Source organism: Modicisalibacter sp. (assembly GCF_055145905.1).
Window position 1 is genome coordinate 114,534 of record NZ_JBSREH010000053.1, and the last position, 19,491, is coordinate 134,024.

12 protein-coding genes are annotated in these 19,491 nt (G+C 65.3%); 9 read left to right on the plus strand and 3 right to left on the minus strand.

What is annotated here, in order from left to right:
* Positions 1-7 precede the first annotated feature (7 nt).
* The 6 genes from ACTCB7_RS15595 to sucD all read left to right on the plus strand — a co-directional run bounded on the left by ACTCB7_RS15595 (position 8) and on the right by sucD (position 9,096).
* Entirely contained in the window at positions 8-718 is a 711-nt protein-coding gene (locus ACTCB7_RS15595) for a succinate dehydrogenase iron-sulfur subunit (protein WP_463007416.1), read from the plus strand.
* A 266-nt stretch (positions 719-984) separates the two neighbouring features.
* The gene (locus tag ACTCB7_RS15600; protein WP_463007417.1) at positions 985-3,819 is read left to right on the plus strand and encodes a 2-oxoglutarate dehydrogenase E1 component; all 2,835 of its coding nucleotides are present in this window, start codon (positions 985-987) and stop codon (positions 3,817-3,819) included.
* A 41-nt stretch (positions 3,820-3,860) separates the two neighbouring features.
* Positions 3,861-5,438, plus strand: coding sequence for a 2-oxoglutarate dehydrogenase complex dihydrolipoyllysine-residue succinyltransferase (odhB, locus tag ACTCB7_RS15605; protein WP_463007418.1), 1,578 nt, complete (start codon positions 3,861-3,863; stop codon positions 5,436-5,438).
* Positions 5,439-5,476: 38 nt separating this feature from the next.
* Positions 5,477-6,916, plus strand: a complete 1,440-nt coding sequence (gene lpdA, locus ACTCB7_RS15610) for a dihydrolipoyl dehydrogenase (RefSeq protein WP_463007419.1) — start codon at positions 5,477-5,479, stop codon at positions 6,914-6,916.
* Between the two features lie 141 nt (positions 6,917-7,057).
* Entirely contained in the window at positions 7,058-8,224 is a 1,167-nt protein-coding gene (gene sucC, locus ACTCB7_RS15615) for an ADP-forming succinate--CoA ligase subunit beta (RefSeq protein WP_224414367.1), read from the plus strand.
* Positions 8,224-9,096: a succinate--CoA ligase subunit alpha gene (gene sucD / locus ACTCB7_RS15620; protein WP_224414368.1), complete on the plus strand. Its 873-nt coding sequence runs from the start codon at positions 8,224-8,226 to the stop codon at positions 9,094-9,096. The genes sucC and sucD overlap by 1 nt, the downstream gene beginning before the upstream one ends.
* A gap of 114 nt (positions 9,097-9,210) precedes the next feature.
* Here sucD and ACTCB7_RS15625 read toward each other — a convergent pair whose 3' ends face one another.
* The 3 genes from ACTCB7_RS15625 to ACTCB7_RS15635 all read right to left on the minus strand — a co-directional run bounded on the left by ACTCB7_RS15625 (position 9,211) and on the right by ACTCB7_RS15635 (position 14,118).
* The gene (locus ACTCB7_RS15625) at positions 9,211-11,085 is read right to left on the minus strand and encodes a cellulose binding domain-containing protein (RefSeq protein ID WP_224414369.1); all 1,875 of its coding nucleotides are present in this window, start codon (positions 11,083-11,085) and stop codon (positions 9,211-9,213) included.
* A gap of 362 nt (positions 11,086-11,447) precedes the next feature.
* Positions 11,448-13,388: an exoribonuclease II gene (locus ACTCB7_RS15630; protein WP_463007420.1), complete on the minus strand. Its 1,941-nt coding sequence runs from the start codon at positions 13,386-13,388 to the stop codon at positions 11,448-11,450.
* A gap of 100 nt (positions 13,389-13,488) precedes the next feature.
* Entirely contained in the window at positions 13,489-14,118 is a 630-nt protein-coding gene (locus ACTCB7_RS15635) for an SDR family oxidoreductase (protein WP_463007421.1), read from the minus strand.
* A gap of 376 nt (positions 14,119-14,494) precedes the next feature.
* Here ACTCB7_RS15635 and ACTCB7_RS15640 point away from each other — a divergent pair, with 376 nt between their 5' ends.
* From ACTCB7_RS15640 to fdhF, 3 genes are read left to right on the plus strand one after another with little or no spacing between them, the layout of a single operon-like run.
* The gene (locus ACTCB7_RS15640; protein WP_463007451.1) at positions 14,495-15,001 is read left to right on the plus strand and encodes a formate dehydrogenase subunit gamma; all 507 of its coding nucleotides are present in this window, start codon (positions 14,495-14,497) and stop codon (positions 14,999-15,001) included.
* Positions 15,001-16,566, plus strand: coding sequence for a formate dehydrogenase beta subunit (locus ACTCB7_RS15645; RefSeq protein WP_463007422.1), 1,566 nt, complete (start codon positions 15,001-15,003; stop codon positions 16,564-16,566). The genes ACTCB7_RS15640 and ACTCB7_RS15645 overlap by 1 nt, the downstream gene beginning before the upstream one ends.
* Positions 16,563-19,466, plus strand: coding sequence for a formate dehydrogenase subunit alpha (gene fdhF / locus ACTCB7_RS15650; protein ID WP_463007423.1), 2,904 nt, complete (start codon positions 16,563-16,565; stop codon positions 19,464-19,466). Before ACTCB7_RS15645 ends, fdhF begins: the two co-directional genes overlap by 4 nt.
* Positions 19,467-19,491: the final 25 nt, after the last annotated feature.

The following is a 19,491-nucleotide window of genomic DNA, read 5'->3' on the forward strand; positions in this document are numbered from 1 at the left end:
AGCACCGATGTCCATGCTTCAGGTATCCATATACCGCTACAACCCGGAAACCGACTCCGCACCGTACATGCAGGAGTTCCAGGTGGACACTCAGGGCCGCAACCTGATGGTCCTGAACGTTCTCGAGATGATCAAGCAGCAGGACAGCTCGATGGCCTATCGCCGCAGCTGCCGCGAAGGGGTCTGCGGGTCCGACGGGATGAACATGAACGGCACCAACGGGCTTGCCTGCATCACCGCACTGTCGGATGTGGTCAAGAACAACAAGCTGGTGCTACGCCCGTTGCCGGGGCTGCCGGTCATTCGTGACCTGGTCGTCGACATGGGGATCTTCTACAAGCAGTACGAGCGCATCCAGCCGTACCTGCAGAACGACGCCACCCCGCCGGCCATCGAGCGCCTGCAGTCACCGGAGGATCGCGACAAGCTCGACGGTCTCTACGAGTGCATCCTGTGTGCCTGCTGCTCGACCTCCTGCCCGTCGTTCTGGTGGAATCCGGACAAGTTCGTCGGGCCGGCCGGCCTGCTGCAGGCCTACCGCTTCCTGGCGGATTCCCGCGATACCGCGACTCGCGAGCGTCTGTCCGAGCTCGAGGATCCGTTCAGCGTGTTCCGTTGCCGCGGCATCATGAATTGCGTGGCGGTGTGTCCCAAGGGGCTGAACCCCACCCGCGCGATCGGCAAGATTCGCGAGCTTTTGCTGGCGAACGCCACTTAAACCGGGGTTCATGGCTTGTTATCATTACCCCCTGTTCCCGGGCGCGGCAATGTGTCGCGGCTGGGAGCCGGTCCAGGCGTCAAGAGCCGGTGTCAGGGGCACCGGCTCTTGACGATCAAAGCCGCCGAAACTCTTGGACGACACTCGTTCACGCAGAGCGGGTCCAGTCAGTGCAAGTCTCGCTCTCGTTAGAGCAAAGAGTGACGCCGGAGCCCAAGCGCAACTCCGGCGCCGACACCACCCCATCAGTGCAGGGTGACCGAAAGATGCAAGAAGGCATAATGGAGTTGATGTGGCGCACCTCCCATGTGAGCGGCGGCAACGCTCACTATGTGGAAGCGCTGTACGAGCAGTACCTCGTCGATCCCAACGCAGTCCCGGACGAATGGCGTAACTACTTCGACACGTTACCCCGGCCGGAAGGCAGCCCCTCTCACGATATTCCCCTCAGCCCGATCCGCGATCAGTTCTACCAGCTGGCCCAGCAGCGCCGCAACGGTGCCGCCGCTCCGGCCACCGAAAGCGGCGAGAGCAAGAAGCAGGTCAAGGTCCTTCAGCTGATCAATGCCTATCGCTTCCGCGGCCACCAGAAGGCCGACATCGATCCGCTCGATCTGCGCAACCCGGTGCCGGTCCCCGATCTCGACCTGGCCTTCCACCAGCTGTCCCAGGCGGACATGGACACCGAGTTCCAGACCGGTTCGCTGTTCCTGGGCAAGGACAAGGCACCGCTCAAGGAAATCGTCGAGGCGCTGGAGCGGACGTACTGCCGGAGCATCGGCTGCGAGTTCATGCATATCGTGGATACCGAGGAAAAGCGCTGGCTGCAGCAGCGTTTCGAATCGGTACGCTCCGCCCCCAGGTACAGCGACGAGGTCCGTCGGCATGTGCTGGAGCGCCTTACCGCGGCGGAAGGGCTCGAAAGCTATCTGGCGTCCAAGTATCCGGGCACCAAGCGCTTCGGCCTGGAAGGCGGCGAGACCTTCATCCCCATGATGGATGAACTCATCCAGCGTTCCGGTGGCTACGGCACCAAGGAAGTGGTCATCGGCATGGCCCACCGCGGTCGCCTCAACCTGCTGGTCAATATCCTCGGCAAGAGCCCCTCGGAGCTGATCGACGAGTTCGACGGCAAGAAACTGATCGAGAAGGGCTCCGGGGACGTCAAGTACCACCAGGGCTTCAGCTCCAACGTCATGACGCCGGGCGGCGAGGTGCACCTGGCACTGGCCTTCAACCCGTCGCACCTGGAGATCGTCTCGCCGGTGGTGGAAGGCTCCGTGCGGGCCCGCCAGGATCGGCGCGAGGATACCAAGGGCGACAAGGTGCTGCCGATCAACGTCCACGGCGATGCCGCCTTTGCCGGGCAGGGCGTGGTCATGGAAACCTTCCAGATGTCGCAGACCCGCGGTTACCGGACCGGTGGCACGCTGCACATCGTGATCAACAACCAGGTCGGCTTTACCACCTCGAACCCGCAGGATTCGCGCTCCACCGAGTACTGCACCGACATCGCCAAGATGGTTCAGGCGCCGATCTTCCACGTCAACGGCGATGACGCCGACGCGGTGATCCATGCTGCTCAGGTGGCGCTCGACTATCGTCAGCAGTTCCACAAGGACGTCGTTATCGACCTGGTCTGCTACCGGCGCCGAGGCCACAACGAGGCCGACGAGCCGTCCGGCACCCAGCCGATGATGTACAGCAAGATCAAGTCGCACAAGACCTCGCGCGCCCTGTACGCCGAGCGTCTGATCGCGGAAGGGCTGATCAGCGAGGATCAGGCCAAGGAGTACGTCGAGACCTATCGGAATGACCTGTCGGCCGGCAACCATGTGGCCAACGCCCTGGTCAAGGAGCCCAACACGGAGCTCTTCGTCGACTGGACGCCCTATCTGGGTCACGAATGGACCGGCGACGCGGACACGTCCTTCGACATGAAGCGCATGCAACAGATTGCCGCGCGCATGTGCGAGATACCCGACGGGGTCCAGGTCCAGCGTCAGGTCAGCAAGATCTACGAGGACCGCCGCAAGATGCTGGCCGGCGGCATGGCGCTCAACTGGGGCTTCGCCGAAACCCTGGCCTACGCCACGCTGCTTGACCAGGGACACCCGATTCGCCTGACCGGCCAGGACTCCGGGCGTGGCACCTTCTCGCATCGCCATGCGGTGGTGCACAACCAGAAGGACGGCAGCACCTACGTGCCGCTCGAGCATATCCGTGACGGGCAGCCGCGCTTCACCATCCACGACTCCTTCCTGTCCGAAGAGGCGGTGCTGGCGTTCGAGTACGGCTACGCTACCACCATGCCCAACGCGCTGATCATCTGGGAGGCGCAGTTCGGCGACTTCTTCAACGGCGCCCAGGTCGTGGTCGACCAGTTCATCTCCTCGGGCGAGTCCAAGTGGGGGCGGCTGTGCGGACTGACCCTGCTGCTGCCGCACGGCTACGAGGGGCAGGGGCCGGAGCACTCCTCGGCGCGGCTCGAACGCTTCCTGCAGCTGTGCGCCGAGCACAACATGCAGGTCTGCGTGCCGACCACGCCGGCGCAGATCTTCCATCTGCTGCGCCGCCAGGTGATTCGCCCGCTGCGCAAGCCGCTGGTGATCATGTCGCCGAAGAGCCTGCTGCGCCACAAGGAAGCGACCTCGAGCCTGGACGAACTGGCCAACGGCCGCTTCAACATGGTGCTGCCGGACCAGGGCAAGCTGGACCCCGAGAAGGTCAAGCGCGTGGTGCTGTGCGCCGGCAAGGTGTATTACGACCTGGCCGCCTATCGGGCCGAGAACGAGCGCGACGACACGGCCATCGTGCGCGTCGAACAGCTCTATCCCTTCCCCAAGGAAGAGCTCTATGAGGCGCTCAAGGACTTCACCAACCTCGAGCAGGTGGTGTGGTGTCAGGAAGAGCCGCTCAACCAGGGGGCCTGGTACCAGAGTCAGCACCACATGCGTGTCGTTGCCGACATGCTGGTGGATGGCCTGGGTCGCGGGCTCAAGTTTGCCGGTCGTCCGGCATCGGCCGCACCGGCCGCCGGCTACATGTCCGTGCATGTGGAACAACAGCGCCAACTGGTGGATGACGCCTTCAACGCCTGAGGCGTCGCGACCGACGAGAGAGAACACACTAAGGAAACGAAATGGCTACCGAGATCAAAGCGCCCAGTTTTCCGGAATCCGTCGCCGAGGGCACGGTTGCCGCCTGGCACAAGAAGCCCGGCGATAGCGTCGAGCGCGACGAGTTGATCGTCGAGATCGAGACCGACAAGGTCGTCCTCGAGGTGGTGGCGCCGGAGGCGGGCACGCTGTCGGAAATCAAGGTCGAGGAAGGCGAGACCTGCGAATCCGAACAGGTGCTGGGCATGCTGGGAGCGGCCGACGCATCGGCCGGTCAGGAGAAGAAGGCCGATAGCGGCGACGCGCAGCCGGCCGACAAGGATCAGGCAGCCAAGGCCGAGGCGCCGGCCGCGTCCGGCAAGCAGCACGACGTCAAGGCACCGTCCTTCCCCGAGTCCGTGCAGGAAGGCACTGTGGCGACCTGGCACAAGAAGGTCGGAGAAGCGGTCAAGCGCGATGAAGTGCTGGCGGACATCGAGACCGACAAGGTGGTTCTCGAGGTCGTGGCGCCGGCCGACGGTGCACTGGCCGAGATCAAGGCCGAGGAAGGAGAGCAGGTTACCTCCGAGCAGCTGCTGGCCGTCTTCGCCGAGGGCGCCGGTGGCGACGCCTCCGGTGGCGCGAGCGAGTCCGCCGGCAACGAGTCCAGTGAGTCCGCAGCTGGCGAAGAACGCGACGAGAAAGTCGGTGACAAGATTCTCGCCCCGGCCGCGCGCAAGCTGGTTGCCGAGAACGACCTCGACGTTGCCAAGATCGAAGGCACCGGCAAGGGCGGCCGCATCCTCAAGGAAGACGTCCAGAAGGCCATCAAGTCGGGCTCCGCGAAGAAGTCCGCCGCGCCGGCCGCCCAGAGCAGCGTCGCCAAGGCCGCCGCCGCGCCGGCTCCGGCGGTCGAAGGCGAGCGCCCCGAGAAGCGCGTGCCGATGAGCCGTCTGCGTCAGACCATCGCCAAGCGTCTGGTCCAGGCTCAGCAGACCGCGGCGATGCTCACCACCTACAACGAGGTGGACATGAGCGCGGTGATGGCGCTGCGTGCTCAGTACAAGGACACCTTCCTGAAGGCCCACGACACCAAGCTCGGTTTCATGGGCTTCTTCGTCAAGGCGGCCACCGAGGCGCTCAAGCGCTTCCCGGACGTCAACGCCTCCATCGACGGTACCGACATCGTCTACCATGGCTACCAGGACATCGGCGTGGCCGTGTCTACCGACCGCGGTCTGGTCGTGCCGGTACTGCGTGATACCGACAGCATGAAGCTGGCGGACGTCGAGAAGACCATCGTCGACTTCGGCAAGCGGGCCCGTGACGGCAAGCTTGGCATCGATGAAATGCAGGGCGGCACCTTCACCATCACCAACGGCGGCATCTTCGGTTCACTGATGTCGACGCCGATCCTCAATCCGCCGCAGACGGCGATCCTGGGCATGCACAAGATTCAGGAGCGCCCCATGGCCGTCAACGGCAAGGTCGAGATCCGGCCGATGATGTATCTGGCCGTGTCCTACGATCACCGCATGATCGATGGCAAGGATGCGGTGCAGTTCCTGGTCACGATCAAGGAGCTGCTCGAGGATCCGGCACGCCTGCTGCTGGACGTTTGATTCGCCGCCAAGCCAACTAGATCGAACAGGATAGATTCATGGCCGATAAATACGATGTGATCGTCATTGGCGCGGGCCCCGGGGGCTACGTGTCCGCCATCCGTGCCGCCCAGCTGGGCCTGAAGACCGCGTGTGTCGAGAAGTGGGTCAGCAAGGAAGGCAAGACCGTGCACGGCGGCACCTGCCTGAACGTCGGGTGCATCCCGTCCAAGGCGCTGCTGGAAGCCTCGCACAAGTTCGTAGAAGCCCAGCACGACTTCGGCGATCTGGGCATCGAGACCGGCGACGTCAAGATGGACGTCAAGAAGATGATGGCCCGCAAGGACAAGATCGTCACCAACCTGACCGGCGGCATCTCCGGGCTTTTCAAGGCCAACGGCGTCACCGCCCTGGAAGGGACCGGCAAGGTGCTTTCCAACAGCAAGGTCGAAGTGACCGGCAACGACGGTGAAAAGGCCACCTACGAGGCGGACAACATCGTTATCGCCACCGGTTCCGTGCCGGTCGAGATTCCGCCGGCGCCGCTGACCGAAGGGCTGATCGTCGACTCCACCGGCGCGCTGGAGTTCCAGGAAGCGCCCAAGCGCCTGGGCGTCATCGGTGCCGGTGTCATCGGTCTCGAGCTGGGCAGCGTGTGGAATCGTCTGGGCAGCGAAGTGACCATGCTCGAGGCGATGGACACCTTCCTGCCGATGGTCGACCAGAGCATCGCCAAGGAAACCCAGAAGCTGCTCAAGAAGCAGGGCCTCGACATCAAGATGGGTGCCCGTGTGACCGGTACCGAGGTCAAGGGCGAGGAAGTCGTCGTCAAGTACACCGACAGCGAGGGCGAGCAGGAACAGACTTTCGACAAGGTCATCGTCTGTGTCGGTCGTCGCCCGTACACCCAGGGCGTGCTGGATGACGACAGCGGTGTCACGCTCGATGAGCGTGGCTTCATCTTCGTCGACGATCACTGCCGGACCAGCGTGCCGGGCGTCTACGCCATCGGCGACGCGGTGCGCGGTCAGATGCTGGCGCACAAGGCCTCCGAAGAGGGCGTGATGGTGGCCGACATCATCGCCGGCCACAAGGCGGAGATGAACTACGACGCCATCCCCTGCGTCATCTACACCGCCCCGGAAGTCGCCTGGGTGGGCATGACCGAGCAGCAGGCCAAGGCCGAGGGCATCGAGGTCAAGACCGGCAGCTTCCCGTTCGCGGCCAGCGGCCGGGCGATGGCCAACAACGCCACCGAAGGCTCGGCCAAGATCATCGCCGATGCCGAGACCGACCGCGTGCTGGGCGTGCACATCGTCGGTCAGCATGCCGGCGAGCTGATCGCCCAGGGCGTGATCGCCATGGAATTCGGCTCCAGCGCCGAGGACCTGGCGCTGACCTGCTTCGCGCACCCGACGCTTTCCGAGGCGGTCCACGAGGCGGCGCTGGCGGTGGAAGGCCATGCCATCCACGTGGCCAACCGCAAGAAGCGCAAGTAACGATCGTCGCTGTAAACCCGCGCCCTCGCTCGAGGGCGCTTCGCCCGCATGCGGGCGAACAGGGGTGATGCGGGCCGGGGCGAGCTGTCAGCCCGGCGCCGCGTCATCGTTCGAGTCACATGCAACCAATGGCATGACACGATGAACCTTCACGAATATCAGAGCAAACAGCTGTTTGCCGACTATGGTCTGCCGGTGTCCAAGGGCTTTGCCGTGGACACCCCCGAGGAAGCCGCCGAGGCCTGCAAGAAGATCGGTGGCGACAAGTGGGTCGTCAAGGCCCAGGTCCATGCCGGTGGCCGCGGCAAGGCCGGCGGCGTCAAGCTGGTCGAGAGCCCGGACGAGGCCAAGGCCTTCGCCGAGCAGTGGCTGGGCAAGAACCTGGTGACCTTCCAGACCGACGAGAAGGGCCAGCCGGTCGCCAAGATCCTGGTCGAGAACTGCACCGACATCGCCAACGAGCTGTACCTGGGTGCCGTGGTCGATCGCGGCACGCGCCGCGTGGTGTTCATGGCGTCCACCGAGGGGGGTGTCGAGATCGAGAAGGTCGCCGAGGAAACCCCCGAGAAGATCCTCAAGGCCGAGATCGATCCGCTGGTCGGCGCGCAGCCGTACCAGGCGCGTGAGCTGGCCTTCCAGCTGGGCCTCGAGGGGGCTCAGGTCAAGCAGTTCACCAAGATCTTCCTGGGCCTGTCCAAGCTGTTCCACGACAAGGATCTGGCGCTGCTCGAGATCAACCCGCTGGTGATCACCGACGAAGGCAACCTGCACTGCCTCGACGCCAAGATCAATCTGGACGGCAACGCCCTGTACCGCCACCCGGACCTGCAGGCGATGCGTGACCCGTCCCAGGAGGACGAGCGCGAAGCTCACGCCCAGCAGTGGGAACTCAACTACGTGGCGCTCGACGGCAACATCGGCTGCATGGTCAACGGCGCCGGTCTGGCCATGGGCACCATGGACATCATCAAGCTCAACGGCGGCCAGCCGGCCAACTTCCTGGACGTCGGCGGCGGCGCGACCAAGGAGCGTGTGGCCGAAGCCTTCAAGATCATCCTCTCCGATGACTCCGTGAAGGCCGTTCTGGTCAACATCTTCGGTGGTATCGTGCGCTGCGACATGATCGCCGAGGGCATCATCGGTGCCGTCGAGCAGGTCGGCGTCAACGTGCCGGTCGTGGTGCGCCTGGAAGGTAACAATGCCGAGCTGGGGGCCGAGAAACTGGCGTCCAGCGGTCTGAACATCATCGCTGCTACCAGCCTGACCGATGCGGCCCAGCAGGTCGTCAAAGCAGCGGAGGGCAAGTAATGAGTATCCTGATCGACAAGAACACCAAGGTCATCTGCCAGGGCTTCACCGGTGGCCAGGGGACCTTCCACTCCGAACAGGCGATCGCCTACGGCACCCAGATGGTCGGCGGCGTGACCCCGGGCAAGGGCGGCCAGGAGCACCTGGGTCTGCCGGTGTTCAACACCGTCAAGGAAGCGGTCAAGGAGACCGGCGCCGAGGCATCCGTCATCTACGTGCCGGCCCCGTTCTGCAAGGACTCGATCCTTGAAGCCGCCAACGCCGGCATCAAGCTGATCGTGTGCATCACCGAGGGCATCCCGACCCTCGACATGCTCGACGTCAAGGTCAAGTGCGACGAGCTGGGCGTACGCCTGATCGGCCCGAACTGCCCGGGCGTCATCACGCCGGGCGAGAGCAAGATCGGCATCATGCCGGGCCACATCCACAAGCCGGGCAAGGTCGGCATCGTGTCGCGTTCCGGCACCCTGACCTACGAAGCGGTCAAGCAGACCACTGACCACGGCTTCGGCCAGTCCACCTGCGTGGGCATCGGCGGCGACCCGATTCCGGGCTCCACCTTCATCGACATCCTCGAGATGTTCGAGAAGGATCCGCAGACCGAGGCGATCGTCATGATCGGCGAGATCGGCGGTACCGCCGAGGAAGAAGCGGCGGCCTACATCAAGGAGCACGTCTCCAAGCCGGTCGTTTCCTACATCGCCGGTGTCACCGCGCCTCCGGGCAAGCGCATGGGCCACGCCGGTGCCATCATCGCCGGCGGCAAGGGCACCGCGGACGAGAAGTTCGCGGCGCTGGAAGCGGCGGGCGTCAAGACCGTGCGCTCCCTGGCCGAGATCGGCGATGCCCTGAAGGAAGCGACCGGCTGGTAAGCCGTCCGCTCCTGCATCGCCAGGCGATCGAAAGGGCACCCCGCGGGGTGCCCTTTTTGTTGGTGCATCGTGCCTGGTCTGAAAGGTATGGCACACCGTGCGGCCGATCCCGCGTCAGCCGGCCAGCGAATCGAATTGCCCGGTATCGATGCCCGTCAGCACGACCGACAGATCATCGCCATCGGCGTTCTGCGCGCTGAGCGAGTCGGGGACCGAGCGGGCGTCACCGTAGGCCTTGTAGGCGAAACGCCAGGTCTCGCCGGGTTGCAGCACCTGATGCTCGTCGTCATGGACCCGGTAGTCGTCGCCATCCTGCGCGACGTCGCCGTTCCAGACGACGGCGATGTCATCGGCCATGGTGAAATGGAGCTCGGGGGTGTCGATGGCCTCGTCGGAGCGGTTCTCGACAAAGATTTCCGCCACGTAGCCATTAGACCAGGCGCTGGTCACGTCGCCGTTGAGGCGCAGGTCGGTATCGCTGGTATCGCCGTCGAGCGGGGCGTCGTCATGGTCGAGGATGTCGGCGACGGTAGGTACTGCGGCGGCGCTTCCCTGAACGCTGTCCCGGGAGGCCACGTCGAGGTGGGTGCCGTCGGCGAAGATGAGTTGCTCGACATGCTCGAGGGTATCCGTTCCGCCCTTGCCGGTGACGTGCACCGTGTCGCCGTCGAAATCGAGCGTATAGGCGTCGCGGTCCGCCATGTAGAGCACGGTATCGTAGCCGTCGCCGCCGTCGATGCGATCGTTGCCGTCGTACCAGTCATCGCCCGGGCCACCCTGCAGGATGTCGTCGCCGTCGCCGCCGATCAGGGTGTCGTGGCCCAGTCCGCCGTCGAGATAGACGCCGTCGTCGGTACCCTCGATATGGTCGTCACGCCGCGACCCGACCACGTACTCGAAGCGGACCTGATTGGCGTCGGCGTCGGTAATGGCACCGAAGCTCTCGCCGCCGCCGTTGATCCACAGCGACGGGGAGAGGGCGTCGGCATCGGGATTGCGGATCGACTGTTCGACATGGATGTGATTGTCGTGATCGCGTCCGCCGTGAAAGTTGACGTCCCGGTCGGTGGATTCCACGCGAATCTCGTTGCCGACCGAGGAGCGCCAGGAGGCAAACACCAGTCCGTGGCGCATGCCGCTGTCGATGAGTCCGGTAAAGTCACCGTCGTAGCTCTCGTGCAGCTCGAAGCCGTAGCCGTTGCCACCGCCTCCCTTGTTGAAGCTGCCGTGGGCTTCGAGGTTGTCGACGTCACTGTCGAGCGCCCGGGAAAAGCGGAAGGCGGTCGACGGCCCGTTGACGACCCGAATGTCATCGACGCTGGCGTTGACCGTGCCGTCCAGCAGCACGGCGTGATAGTCGCTCAGCGAGTCGCGTGTATTGTGGAACTTGGCGGCGTCGGGCGTGCCCAGCTCGAAGGCGAGGGTGAACCCCTCCAGTGACACGTCGTTGACCGTGTCGATGCGCTCGACATGGGTCTCGCCGCCGTCCAGGTCGAAGTGAATGCCGCGATCGAGGGTCACCTCCCGGCCGTCGACGGACTCGACACGCGCCATGCTGGTGCGAAGCTCGGCGTACTTGACCTTGCGCCATGAGGTATCGCCGATCTCGTCGAAGAAGGCGTCGTCGTTGTCCTGCCAGAGGCGTACGGTATCCCCGGCAGAGAGGTCGTCGGGAGCCTTTTCCAGGCGTATTTGCCGGTCTCCCTCGTCGGCGTGCGAGTCGAGGGTGCCGACGTCATGGCCATAGCCGCCGTACAGCCGGATGGCAAAGTCGTCGTTGTGGTCCAGCGCCTCGTCGGAGAAGGTGAGCGTGGTACGTTCGGCGCCGGCGCCGACCAGCGAGATATCGGAACGCCGGATGGTGATCGCATCATCGAAGTGGTAATCCCCGGCCGCAAATCGCAGTGTTGCCCCACTGGGAGCGTCCTCGATCCGGGCTTCAAGCTCGTGGGCGGAGATACCGGACTCGATATCGATGGTGCTGCTCATGCAATGTCTCCAATCAGCAATGTCGGGCTTCCCGGCAGAGTCCGTTGCCATTGAAGCTGTCAGAGTCTCCTGGTTGTTATGGCGACAGGTCCGGGTGAGACACTGCGTACCGGTATTTTTCCTTTTCCCCGGCAACCCTGTCTGTTCGTGGAGCACGAGGCGAGGGATGGTAGCCAGTTGCTGGCGGGCTGGAAAGAGGGTGAGTAAATATTAATAATTTTTTAATATATTGTTTGTCGAGTCTGTTTTGGTGAAGATCTCAGCAGAAAAGTCGTGACTATCGTCACGATGACGTTTTTTGGGCACATAAAAAAACGGCGGCCCTTGCGAGCCGCCGTGGGTAAGAAGCGTGAAAAGTACCTTCAGGCTGCCGGACGAGCCACCAGCGAGCGGGTTTCCTCGCGCGCTTCGGTCAGGGCGACGCGGATCACGTCGCCAAGCTTGAAGCGTTCCTCGCCCTCGACCTGGATGCGGCCTTCCTTGTCGTCGATGACGACCTTGTCGCGGTCACTGTGAATCAGCGGCGCGGGCACGAAGGCAGTGGCGCCGTTGGCGGTCAGGCGCACGCGCATGCCGCCGCGGTTGATGGCCACGACCTCGGCTTCGAAGTCCTGCTGGGCCTGGGCGGCGGGCGTCAGGAAGCGCACGTAGAGCCAGTCCTTCACATCGCGCTCGGCCATGCGGTTGAGGCGCCGGCGCTCGGTGAGCTGCTCGGTGAGGGTGGCGCTGGCTTCGGCCGGCGCCTGCTCGCCCTTGAGCACACGCTTGATCAGGCGATGGTTGACCATGTCGCCGTACTTGCGGATCGGCGAGGTCCAGGTGGCATAGGCCGGCAGCCCCAGGCCGAAGTGCGGTCCCGGCTGCGCGGACATGCTGGTGTAGCCCTGGAAGCGACGCAGGCGGGCGTCCAGCCAGGCGTCGTCGCGGCTTTCCAGCTCGCGCTTGAGTTCGCGATAGCGCGGCAGCTCGGTGAGGGTTTCCCGTTCCACCTCGATCTGCTGGTTGGCCAGAAATTCCAGGGCGGCATCGGCCTTTTCCGGCTCGAAGGCGCGGTGCACGTTGAAGATGCCGTGACCGATGTGGGTCGCCAGCAGGTCGGCGCAGCAGGCGTTGGCGGCGATCATCGACTCCTCGATCATGCGATTGGCGATGCGCCGGCCCTCGATGCGAATATCGAGGACGTTGCCGGCGTCGTCGAGATCGAAGACGTAGTCGGGACGGTCCTTGTGCACCAGGGCGTGTTCGGCCCGCCAGGCCGCGCGGGCCTCGGTCAGCCTGGCCAGCGCCTCGAGCTGCGGTGCCACGGCGGCATCGGGCGCCCATTCGCCCTGGCCCTCGAGCCAGTCGGAGACGGTGTCGTAGACCAGCCGGGCGTGGGAGCGCACGGTGGCGGCGAAGAACCGATACTCGCCCAGGCTGCCGTCGGCGTCGACGTTCAGCGTGCAGGCCAGCGCCGACCGCTCCTCGCCTTCCTTGAGCGAGCACAGGTCGTCGGCCAGCACCTCGGGCAGCATGGTCACGTTCTGCCCCGGCAGGTAGACGGTGAAGGCGCGGGTCTGGGCCTCGAGGTCGGCGGCATGGCCCTCGGCGACGTAGGCGGTGGGGTCGGCGATCGCCACCGTCAGTCGCCAGCCGCCGTCCTCGCGGGTCTCGACGTGCAGGGCGTCGTCCATGTCGCGGGTCTTTTCCCCGTCGATGGTGAACAGCGGCCAGGCGGTGAGGTCTTCACGCTGAAGGCCTTCGTCGGCCTGTGTCCAGTCGTCGCCGGCTTCCGGCGAGGCCTGCTCCAGCGCGTGGCGTGCCAGCGTCACGCGCCAGGGCACCGCCGGGTTGTCGGACTTGGCGATCAGTTCGTCGATCTGGCCGAAGAAGCCGCGGTCATCGGGCTTGAGCGGGTGACGCACCAGTCGTGCCACCACCCAGTCGCCGTCGGCGATGCTGTCCTCGTCGAGGCCGCGCTTGATCCGTGATTTCACCACGTTGTTGATCGACGGATGGTCGGGAATCACCGCCAGACGTCCTTCGCGCTTCTGCACACGGGCGATGAAGCGCTCCAGCGACTGCTCGATCAGGCGCTCGGGTTCGACCGACTTCTTGTCGCCTTCCTCCTTGAGGACTGCCTCGACACGGTCGCCGTGGAGAACCTGCTTCATGGCGGGCGGCGGCACGAAGTAGGAGTCCCCGTCATCGGTCTCGAGGAAACCGAAACCACGGTCAGTGGCCTTGATTACGCCCTCGACGCGCGGGGTGTTTTCACGAATCTGTTGCTTGAGCTGCGATAGCAGCGCGTTGTTCTGCAGCATGGGGGAGTCGGTACGATTGGCGGGGAACGAAGGGCCACTATACGGATTCGGGCCGCCGCCGCCAATTGTTGTCCAGACGACGACGGCCCGGCCCGACGATTCAGGCGAGGGCGTCGGCCAGCTCGCGGCGGCCGTCGAGCAGGATGTGCTCGCGGCGACGCTGGGTGCGGTCCTCGGCCAGATGCAGCAGGGCATGGGCCACGTTGGCGCGCGAGACGCGGTTGTCGCCGGCTTCTTCCAGCGATGTCGCCAGGCGCTCGGTAGCTGCCTCGTCGGTCAGCCGGCCCGGCTTGAGGATCACGTAGGGCAGGCGGGCGGCCCGCAGATGCGCGTCGGCGGCGTGCTTGGCGGCCATGTAGGGGCGCAGCTTCCCGGGGGCGTCCAGCGGGCGTTCGGCACGCATGGCGCTGACCATCAGAAAGCGCGAAATGCCCAGCTCGGTGGCCATGTCGATGGCGCGCACGGCGCCGTTCAGGTCGATCAGCAGGGTCTTGTCGGGCCCGGTGTGTGGCCCCGACCCGGCGGCAAACACCACCTGGTCGCAGCCATAGAAGGCGTGGCGGATCGGCCCTTCCAGGTCGGCGATCACCGTGTCGATGCCGCGCTCACGAAACCAGGCCTGCTGATTGCTGTCGCGGATCATGGCCCGCACGGGGTGGCCGGCTTCTTGGGCCAGTTCACAGAATTGCCGGCCGATCTTGCCGTTGGCGCCGATGACCAGTGTCTTCATGTCGACCTCCTGTCGGATGAGCATGGCGACCGGGCGGTGGTCGCCGCTGTTCCTTCGAGGTGCGGGCGACCGGCCGGGGAATCAAGGTCGAAGCGGCCGGGCCCGGTGTCGCACAGGGTCATGCCGTGTTCGTGCGCAAGGAAGTCCCGCACGGGAAACTGCCGCAGATTGGGCAAACACCGGTTACGCCCGGTGGTCCGTCGAGCCGGTCTGCGCGGTTCATCGGCCTTGCTGTGTCATCAACCTTGACGGTGACACCCTCGAGGCGGACACCGGCGTGCTATTTTCCAGAAAGCAGGCTCCCCGGGGCCGGCAACAACGAAGAACGGCTATTCCCATGCTGGACGCCAATCACCGTGCCGATGAGGGCAACGCCATGACGTCACCCGGCTCGACCCAGCCGGTGGCCTGGACCCGGGCGTCGATTCAGCGCGAGGTGGATGCGCTGAAGGACGAACCCGGCGCCATGCTGCCGATCCTGCACGCCCTGCAGAACCGCTTCGGCCATGTGCCTGACGCTGCGGTGCCGATCATCGCCGAGGCCCTGCGCTGCACCCGGGCCGAAGTGCACGGCATCATCAGTTTCTATCACCACTTCCGAACGCAACCGGCGGGCCGTCACGTCATTCAGGTCTGCCGCGCCGAAGCCTGTCAGGCGGTGGGGGCACGCCAGCTGGAGGCGCACGCCAAGGAGCGGTTGGGTGTCGACTACCATCAGACCACCCGCGACAACGAGTTTACGCTCGAGCCGGTGTATTGCCTGGGCAATTGCGCCTGCGGCCCGTCCATTCGCGTGAATGACGATATCCACGGCCGGGTGACGGCGGAAAGACTCGACAGGCTGGTGGACGATCTCACCACGACGGTCGTGGAGGTGAAGTGATGAGCGTGACGATCTATGTGCCCTGCGATACCACGGCGCTGGCGATGGGAGCCGACGACGTGGCGGTGCGCATCGAGGCGGCAGCACGGCGCGAGGGGCGTGACCTGACCCTGATCCGCAACGGGTCCCGGGGGCTCTGCTGGCTCGAGCCGCTGGTCGAGGTTGATACGCCGGCAGGGCGCGTCGCCTATGGTCCCGTCGAGCCGGAGGCGGTGGATGGCCTGGTCGAGGCCGGGCTGTTCGAGGGGCGGCAGACGCATCCGCTGGCCCAGGGGCCGACTGACGACATCCCTTACCTGAAACAACAGCAGCGCCTGACCTTTTCGCGTATCGGCATCACCGACCCGCTTTCCCTCGAGGATTACCGGGCGCATCGCGGCTTCGCCGGGCTGGCCCGGGCACTCAAGATGACGCCCCAGGCCGTCGTCGACGAAGTCAAGGCGTCCGGCCTGCGCGGGCGAGGCGGGGCGGCGTTCCCCACCGGCATCAAGTGGCAGACCGTCCATGACGAGCCTCAGGGGCAGAAATACATTGTCTGCAATGCCGACGAGGGCGACTCCGGCACGTTCGCCGATCGGCTGGTCATGGAATGCGACCCCTACATGCTCATCGAGGGCATGGCCATCGCCGGGCTTGCCGTCGGCGCCACCCAGGGCTACATCTACCTGCGTTCGGAGTACCCGGTGGCGCACCGGATCTTCAACGAGGCCTTGCAGCGTGCCTACGCCGCGGGCTATCTGGGCGATGACATCCTCGGCAGTGGCCAGCGTTTCGAGCTGGAAGTCCGCCTGGGCGCCGGGGCCTACATCTGCGGCGAGGAGACGTCCCTGCTCGACAGCCTCGAGGGCAAGCGCGGCATGGTGCGCGCCAAGCCGCCGCTGCCCGCCATCAAGGGCCTGTTCGGACGGCCCACCGTGGTCAACAACGTGCTCTCGCTGGCCGCGGTTCCCTTCATCCTCGACCAGGGGGCGCAGGCCTATGCCGACTACGGCATGGGCAAGTCCCGCGGAACCGTGGCGCTGCAGCTGGCGGGCAACGTCAAGCGTGGCGGGCTGGTCGAGCTGGCCTTCGGCACCACGTTGCGCGAACTGATGGAAGACTTCGGCGGCGGTACCCGCAGCGGGCGGCCGCTCAAGGCCGTGCAGGTGGGCGGTCCGCTGGGGGCCTATCTGCCCGAGAGTCAGTGGGACAATGCCATCGATTACGAAGGCTTCGCGGCGTTCGGCGGCGTGGTGGGGCACGGCGGCGTGGTGATGTTCGACGATACCGTGAACATGGGCGAGCAGGCGCGCTTCGCCATGGAGTTCTGCAGCGTCGAGTCCTGCGGCAAGTGCACCCCCTGTCGGATCGGCGCGGTACGTGGCGTGGAGGTGATCGATCGTATTCGTGCGGGCACCGACAGCGACGCCAACCTCGAACTCCTTGCCGATCTCTGCGACACCATGGTGGACGGCTCGCTGTGCGCCATGGGCGGGATGACTCCCTTCCCGGTACAGAGCGTCATGCAGCATTTCCCGGACGACCTGCAACCCCGGCCAGGCCTGGCCGGAGGAGGCCAGCAATGATCAACTACTTCGACCCGCGCCAGACCGCTCTCGATCCTGATCGTGTCTCAGTCGAGCGGGATCTGGGCACGCCGGCGCGGCTTTCCGCCACCGCCGTCGCCCTGACCATCGACGGCATGGAAATCAGCGTTCCGGAAGGCACGTCGGTGATGCGGGCGGCCGCCCTGGCGGGTGTCACCGTTCCCAAACTGTGTGCCAGCGACAATCTCGAGGCTTTCGGCTCCTGCCGGCTGTGTGCGGTGGAAATCGAGGGGCGGCGCGGCTATCCGGCTTCCTGTACCACGCCGGTGACCGAGGGCATGGCCGTCCATACGCAGACCGACAAGCTGGCCAGGCTGCGCCGCAACGTCATGGAGCTCTACATCTCCGACCACCCGCTGGACTGCCTGACCTGCTCGGCCAACGGGGACTGCGAGCTGCAGGACATGGCCGGCGCCGTCGGGCTGCGGGAGGTGCGCTACGGTTTCGAGGGAAAAAACCACCTGGACGCCGAGACGGACACCTCCAATCCCTACTTCAGCTTCGACCCCAGCAAGTGCATCGTCTGCTCGCGCTGCGTGCGTGCCTGCGAGGAGGTTCAGGGCACCTTTGCCCTGACCATCAACGGCCGGGGCTTCGACTCCAAGGTCGCGGCCGGACAGGACGAACCGTTCATGGATTCCGAGTGCGTATCCTGCGGTGCCTGTGTCCAGGCGTGCCCCACCGCCACGCTGATGGAAAAGAGCGTCATCGACCAGGGCGTGCCCGAACACAGCGTGATCACCACCTGTGCCTACTGTGGCGTGGGGTGCTCGTTCAAGGCCGAGATGAAGGGCGACAAGGTGGTGCGGATGGTGCCCTACAAGGGTGGCGACGCCAATCATGGTCACTCCTGCGTGAAGGGGCGCTTCGCCTTCGGCTATGCCGAGCATCCCGACCGGATCCGCGAGCCGATGATCCGGGAGTCGATCGAGTCCCCGTGGCGTGCGGTGTCCTGGGAGGAGGCCATCGCCTTCGCCGCCGAGCGGCTCAAGGCCACCCAGGCCCGCCATGGTCGCGAGAGCATCGGCGGCATCACCTCGTCGCGCTGCACCAACGAGGAAACCTACCTAGTACAGAAGCTGATCCGGGCCGCCTTCGGCAACAACAATACCGATACCTGCGCCCGTGTCTGCCATTCGCCCACCGGCTACGGCCTGAAGACCACGCTGGGCGAGTCGGCCGGCACCCAGACCTTCGATTCGGTGATGAAGGCCGACACCGTGCTGGTGATTGGTGCCAACCCGACCGATGCTCATCCGGTCTTCGCCTCGCAGATGCGTCGGCGGCTGCGCGAGGGAGCGACGCTGATCGTGGCCGACCCGCGCCGAATCGACCTGCTGGAAACGCCGCATGGCGGCCGCAGTCTGCACCTGGCCCTGAAGCCGGGCACCAATGTGGCGCTGGTCAATGCGCTGGCCCATGTGGTGGTCACCGAGGGGCTGGAGGACCATCACTTCATCGAGCGTCGCTGCGAGCCCGAAGCCTATCGGGCCTGGCGCGACTTCATCCGTGATACGCAGCACTCGCCGGAAGCCCGGGAGGCGGAAATCGGTGTACCTGCTGAACGGGTCCGCGAGGCCGCGCGGGCCTACGCCGGCGCCGGCAATGCGGCGATCTACTATGGTCTGGGCGTGACCGAGCACAGCCAGGGGTCAACCATGGTCATGGGTATCGCCAACCTGGCCATGGCCACCGGCAACCTCGGTCGCGAGGGCGTCGGCGTCAACCCGCTGCGCGGCCAGAACAACGTGCAGGGATCCTGCGACATGGGCTCCTTCCCGCACGAGCTGGCGGGCTACCAGCACGTGGCCGACTCGGTGGTGCGCGGGCGTTTCGAAGCGGAGTGGGGCGTGACACTGGACGACGAGCCGGGACTGCGCATTCCCAACATGTTCGACGCCGCGGTGGCGGGCACCTTCAAGGCGCTCTACGTGCAGGGCGAGGACATCGTGCAATCCGATCCCAACACCCAGCATGTGGAAGCGGCGCTGTCCGCGCTGGACTGCCTGATCGTGCAGGATATCTTCCTCAACGAGACGGCCAAGTACGCGCACGTGCTGCTGCCGGGGTCGACCTTCCTCGAGAAGGACGGCACCTTCACCAACGCCGAGCGACGCATCAACCGCGTGCGCCGGGTGATGCCGCCGCTGGCCGGAAAGGCGGACTGGGAAGTCACCATGGACCTGGCCAACGCCCTGGGCTATCCGATGCACTATCGGCATCCCGCCGAGATCATGGACGAGATCGCGCGGCTGACGCCGACCTTCGCCGGTGTCAGCTACAAACGGCTGGATGAACTGGGCAGCATCCAGTGGCCCTGCAACGAGGCGCATCCGGCGGGAACGCCGACCATGCACGAGGACGAATTCCCGATCGGCAAGGGCCGCTTCGCCATCACCGAGTATGTGGCCACCGACGAGCGTTCCAGCCGCCGCTATCCATTGCTGCTGACCACTGGGCGCATCCTGTCGCAGTACAACGTCGGTGCGCAGACGCGGCGGACCGCCAACAGTGCTTGGCACGCCGAGGATGTACTGGAGATCCATCCCGACGATGCCGAGATGCGGGGCATTGCGGATGGCGACTGGCTGGGCATCACCAGCCGGGTCGGCCAGACGGTGCTGCGCGCCAGGGTGAGCGAGCGGATGCCGCCGGGCGTGGTCTATACCACTTTCCACCATCCCGGCAGTGGCGCCAACGTGATCACGACCGACAACTCCGACTGGGCCACCAATTGCCCGGAATACAAGGTGACCGCCGTCCAGGTGGAAAAGGTTTCGCAGCCGTCGGCGTGGCAGCGGCATTTCGCCGACTTTGATCAGCGTCAGCATGCCTATCTGGAAGGCGTGTCGGTCGATCCGGCGGCGCCCGTCAAATAGCAACGATCCGTGTGCCCGCCGGCGT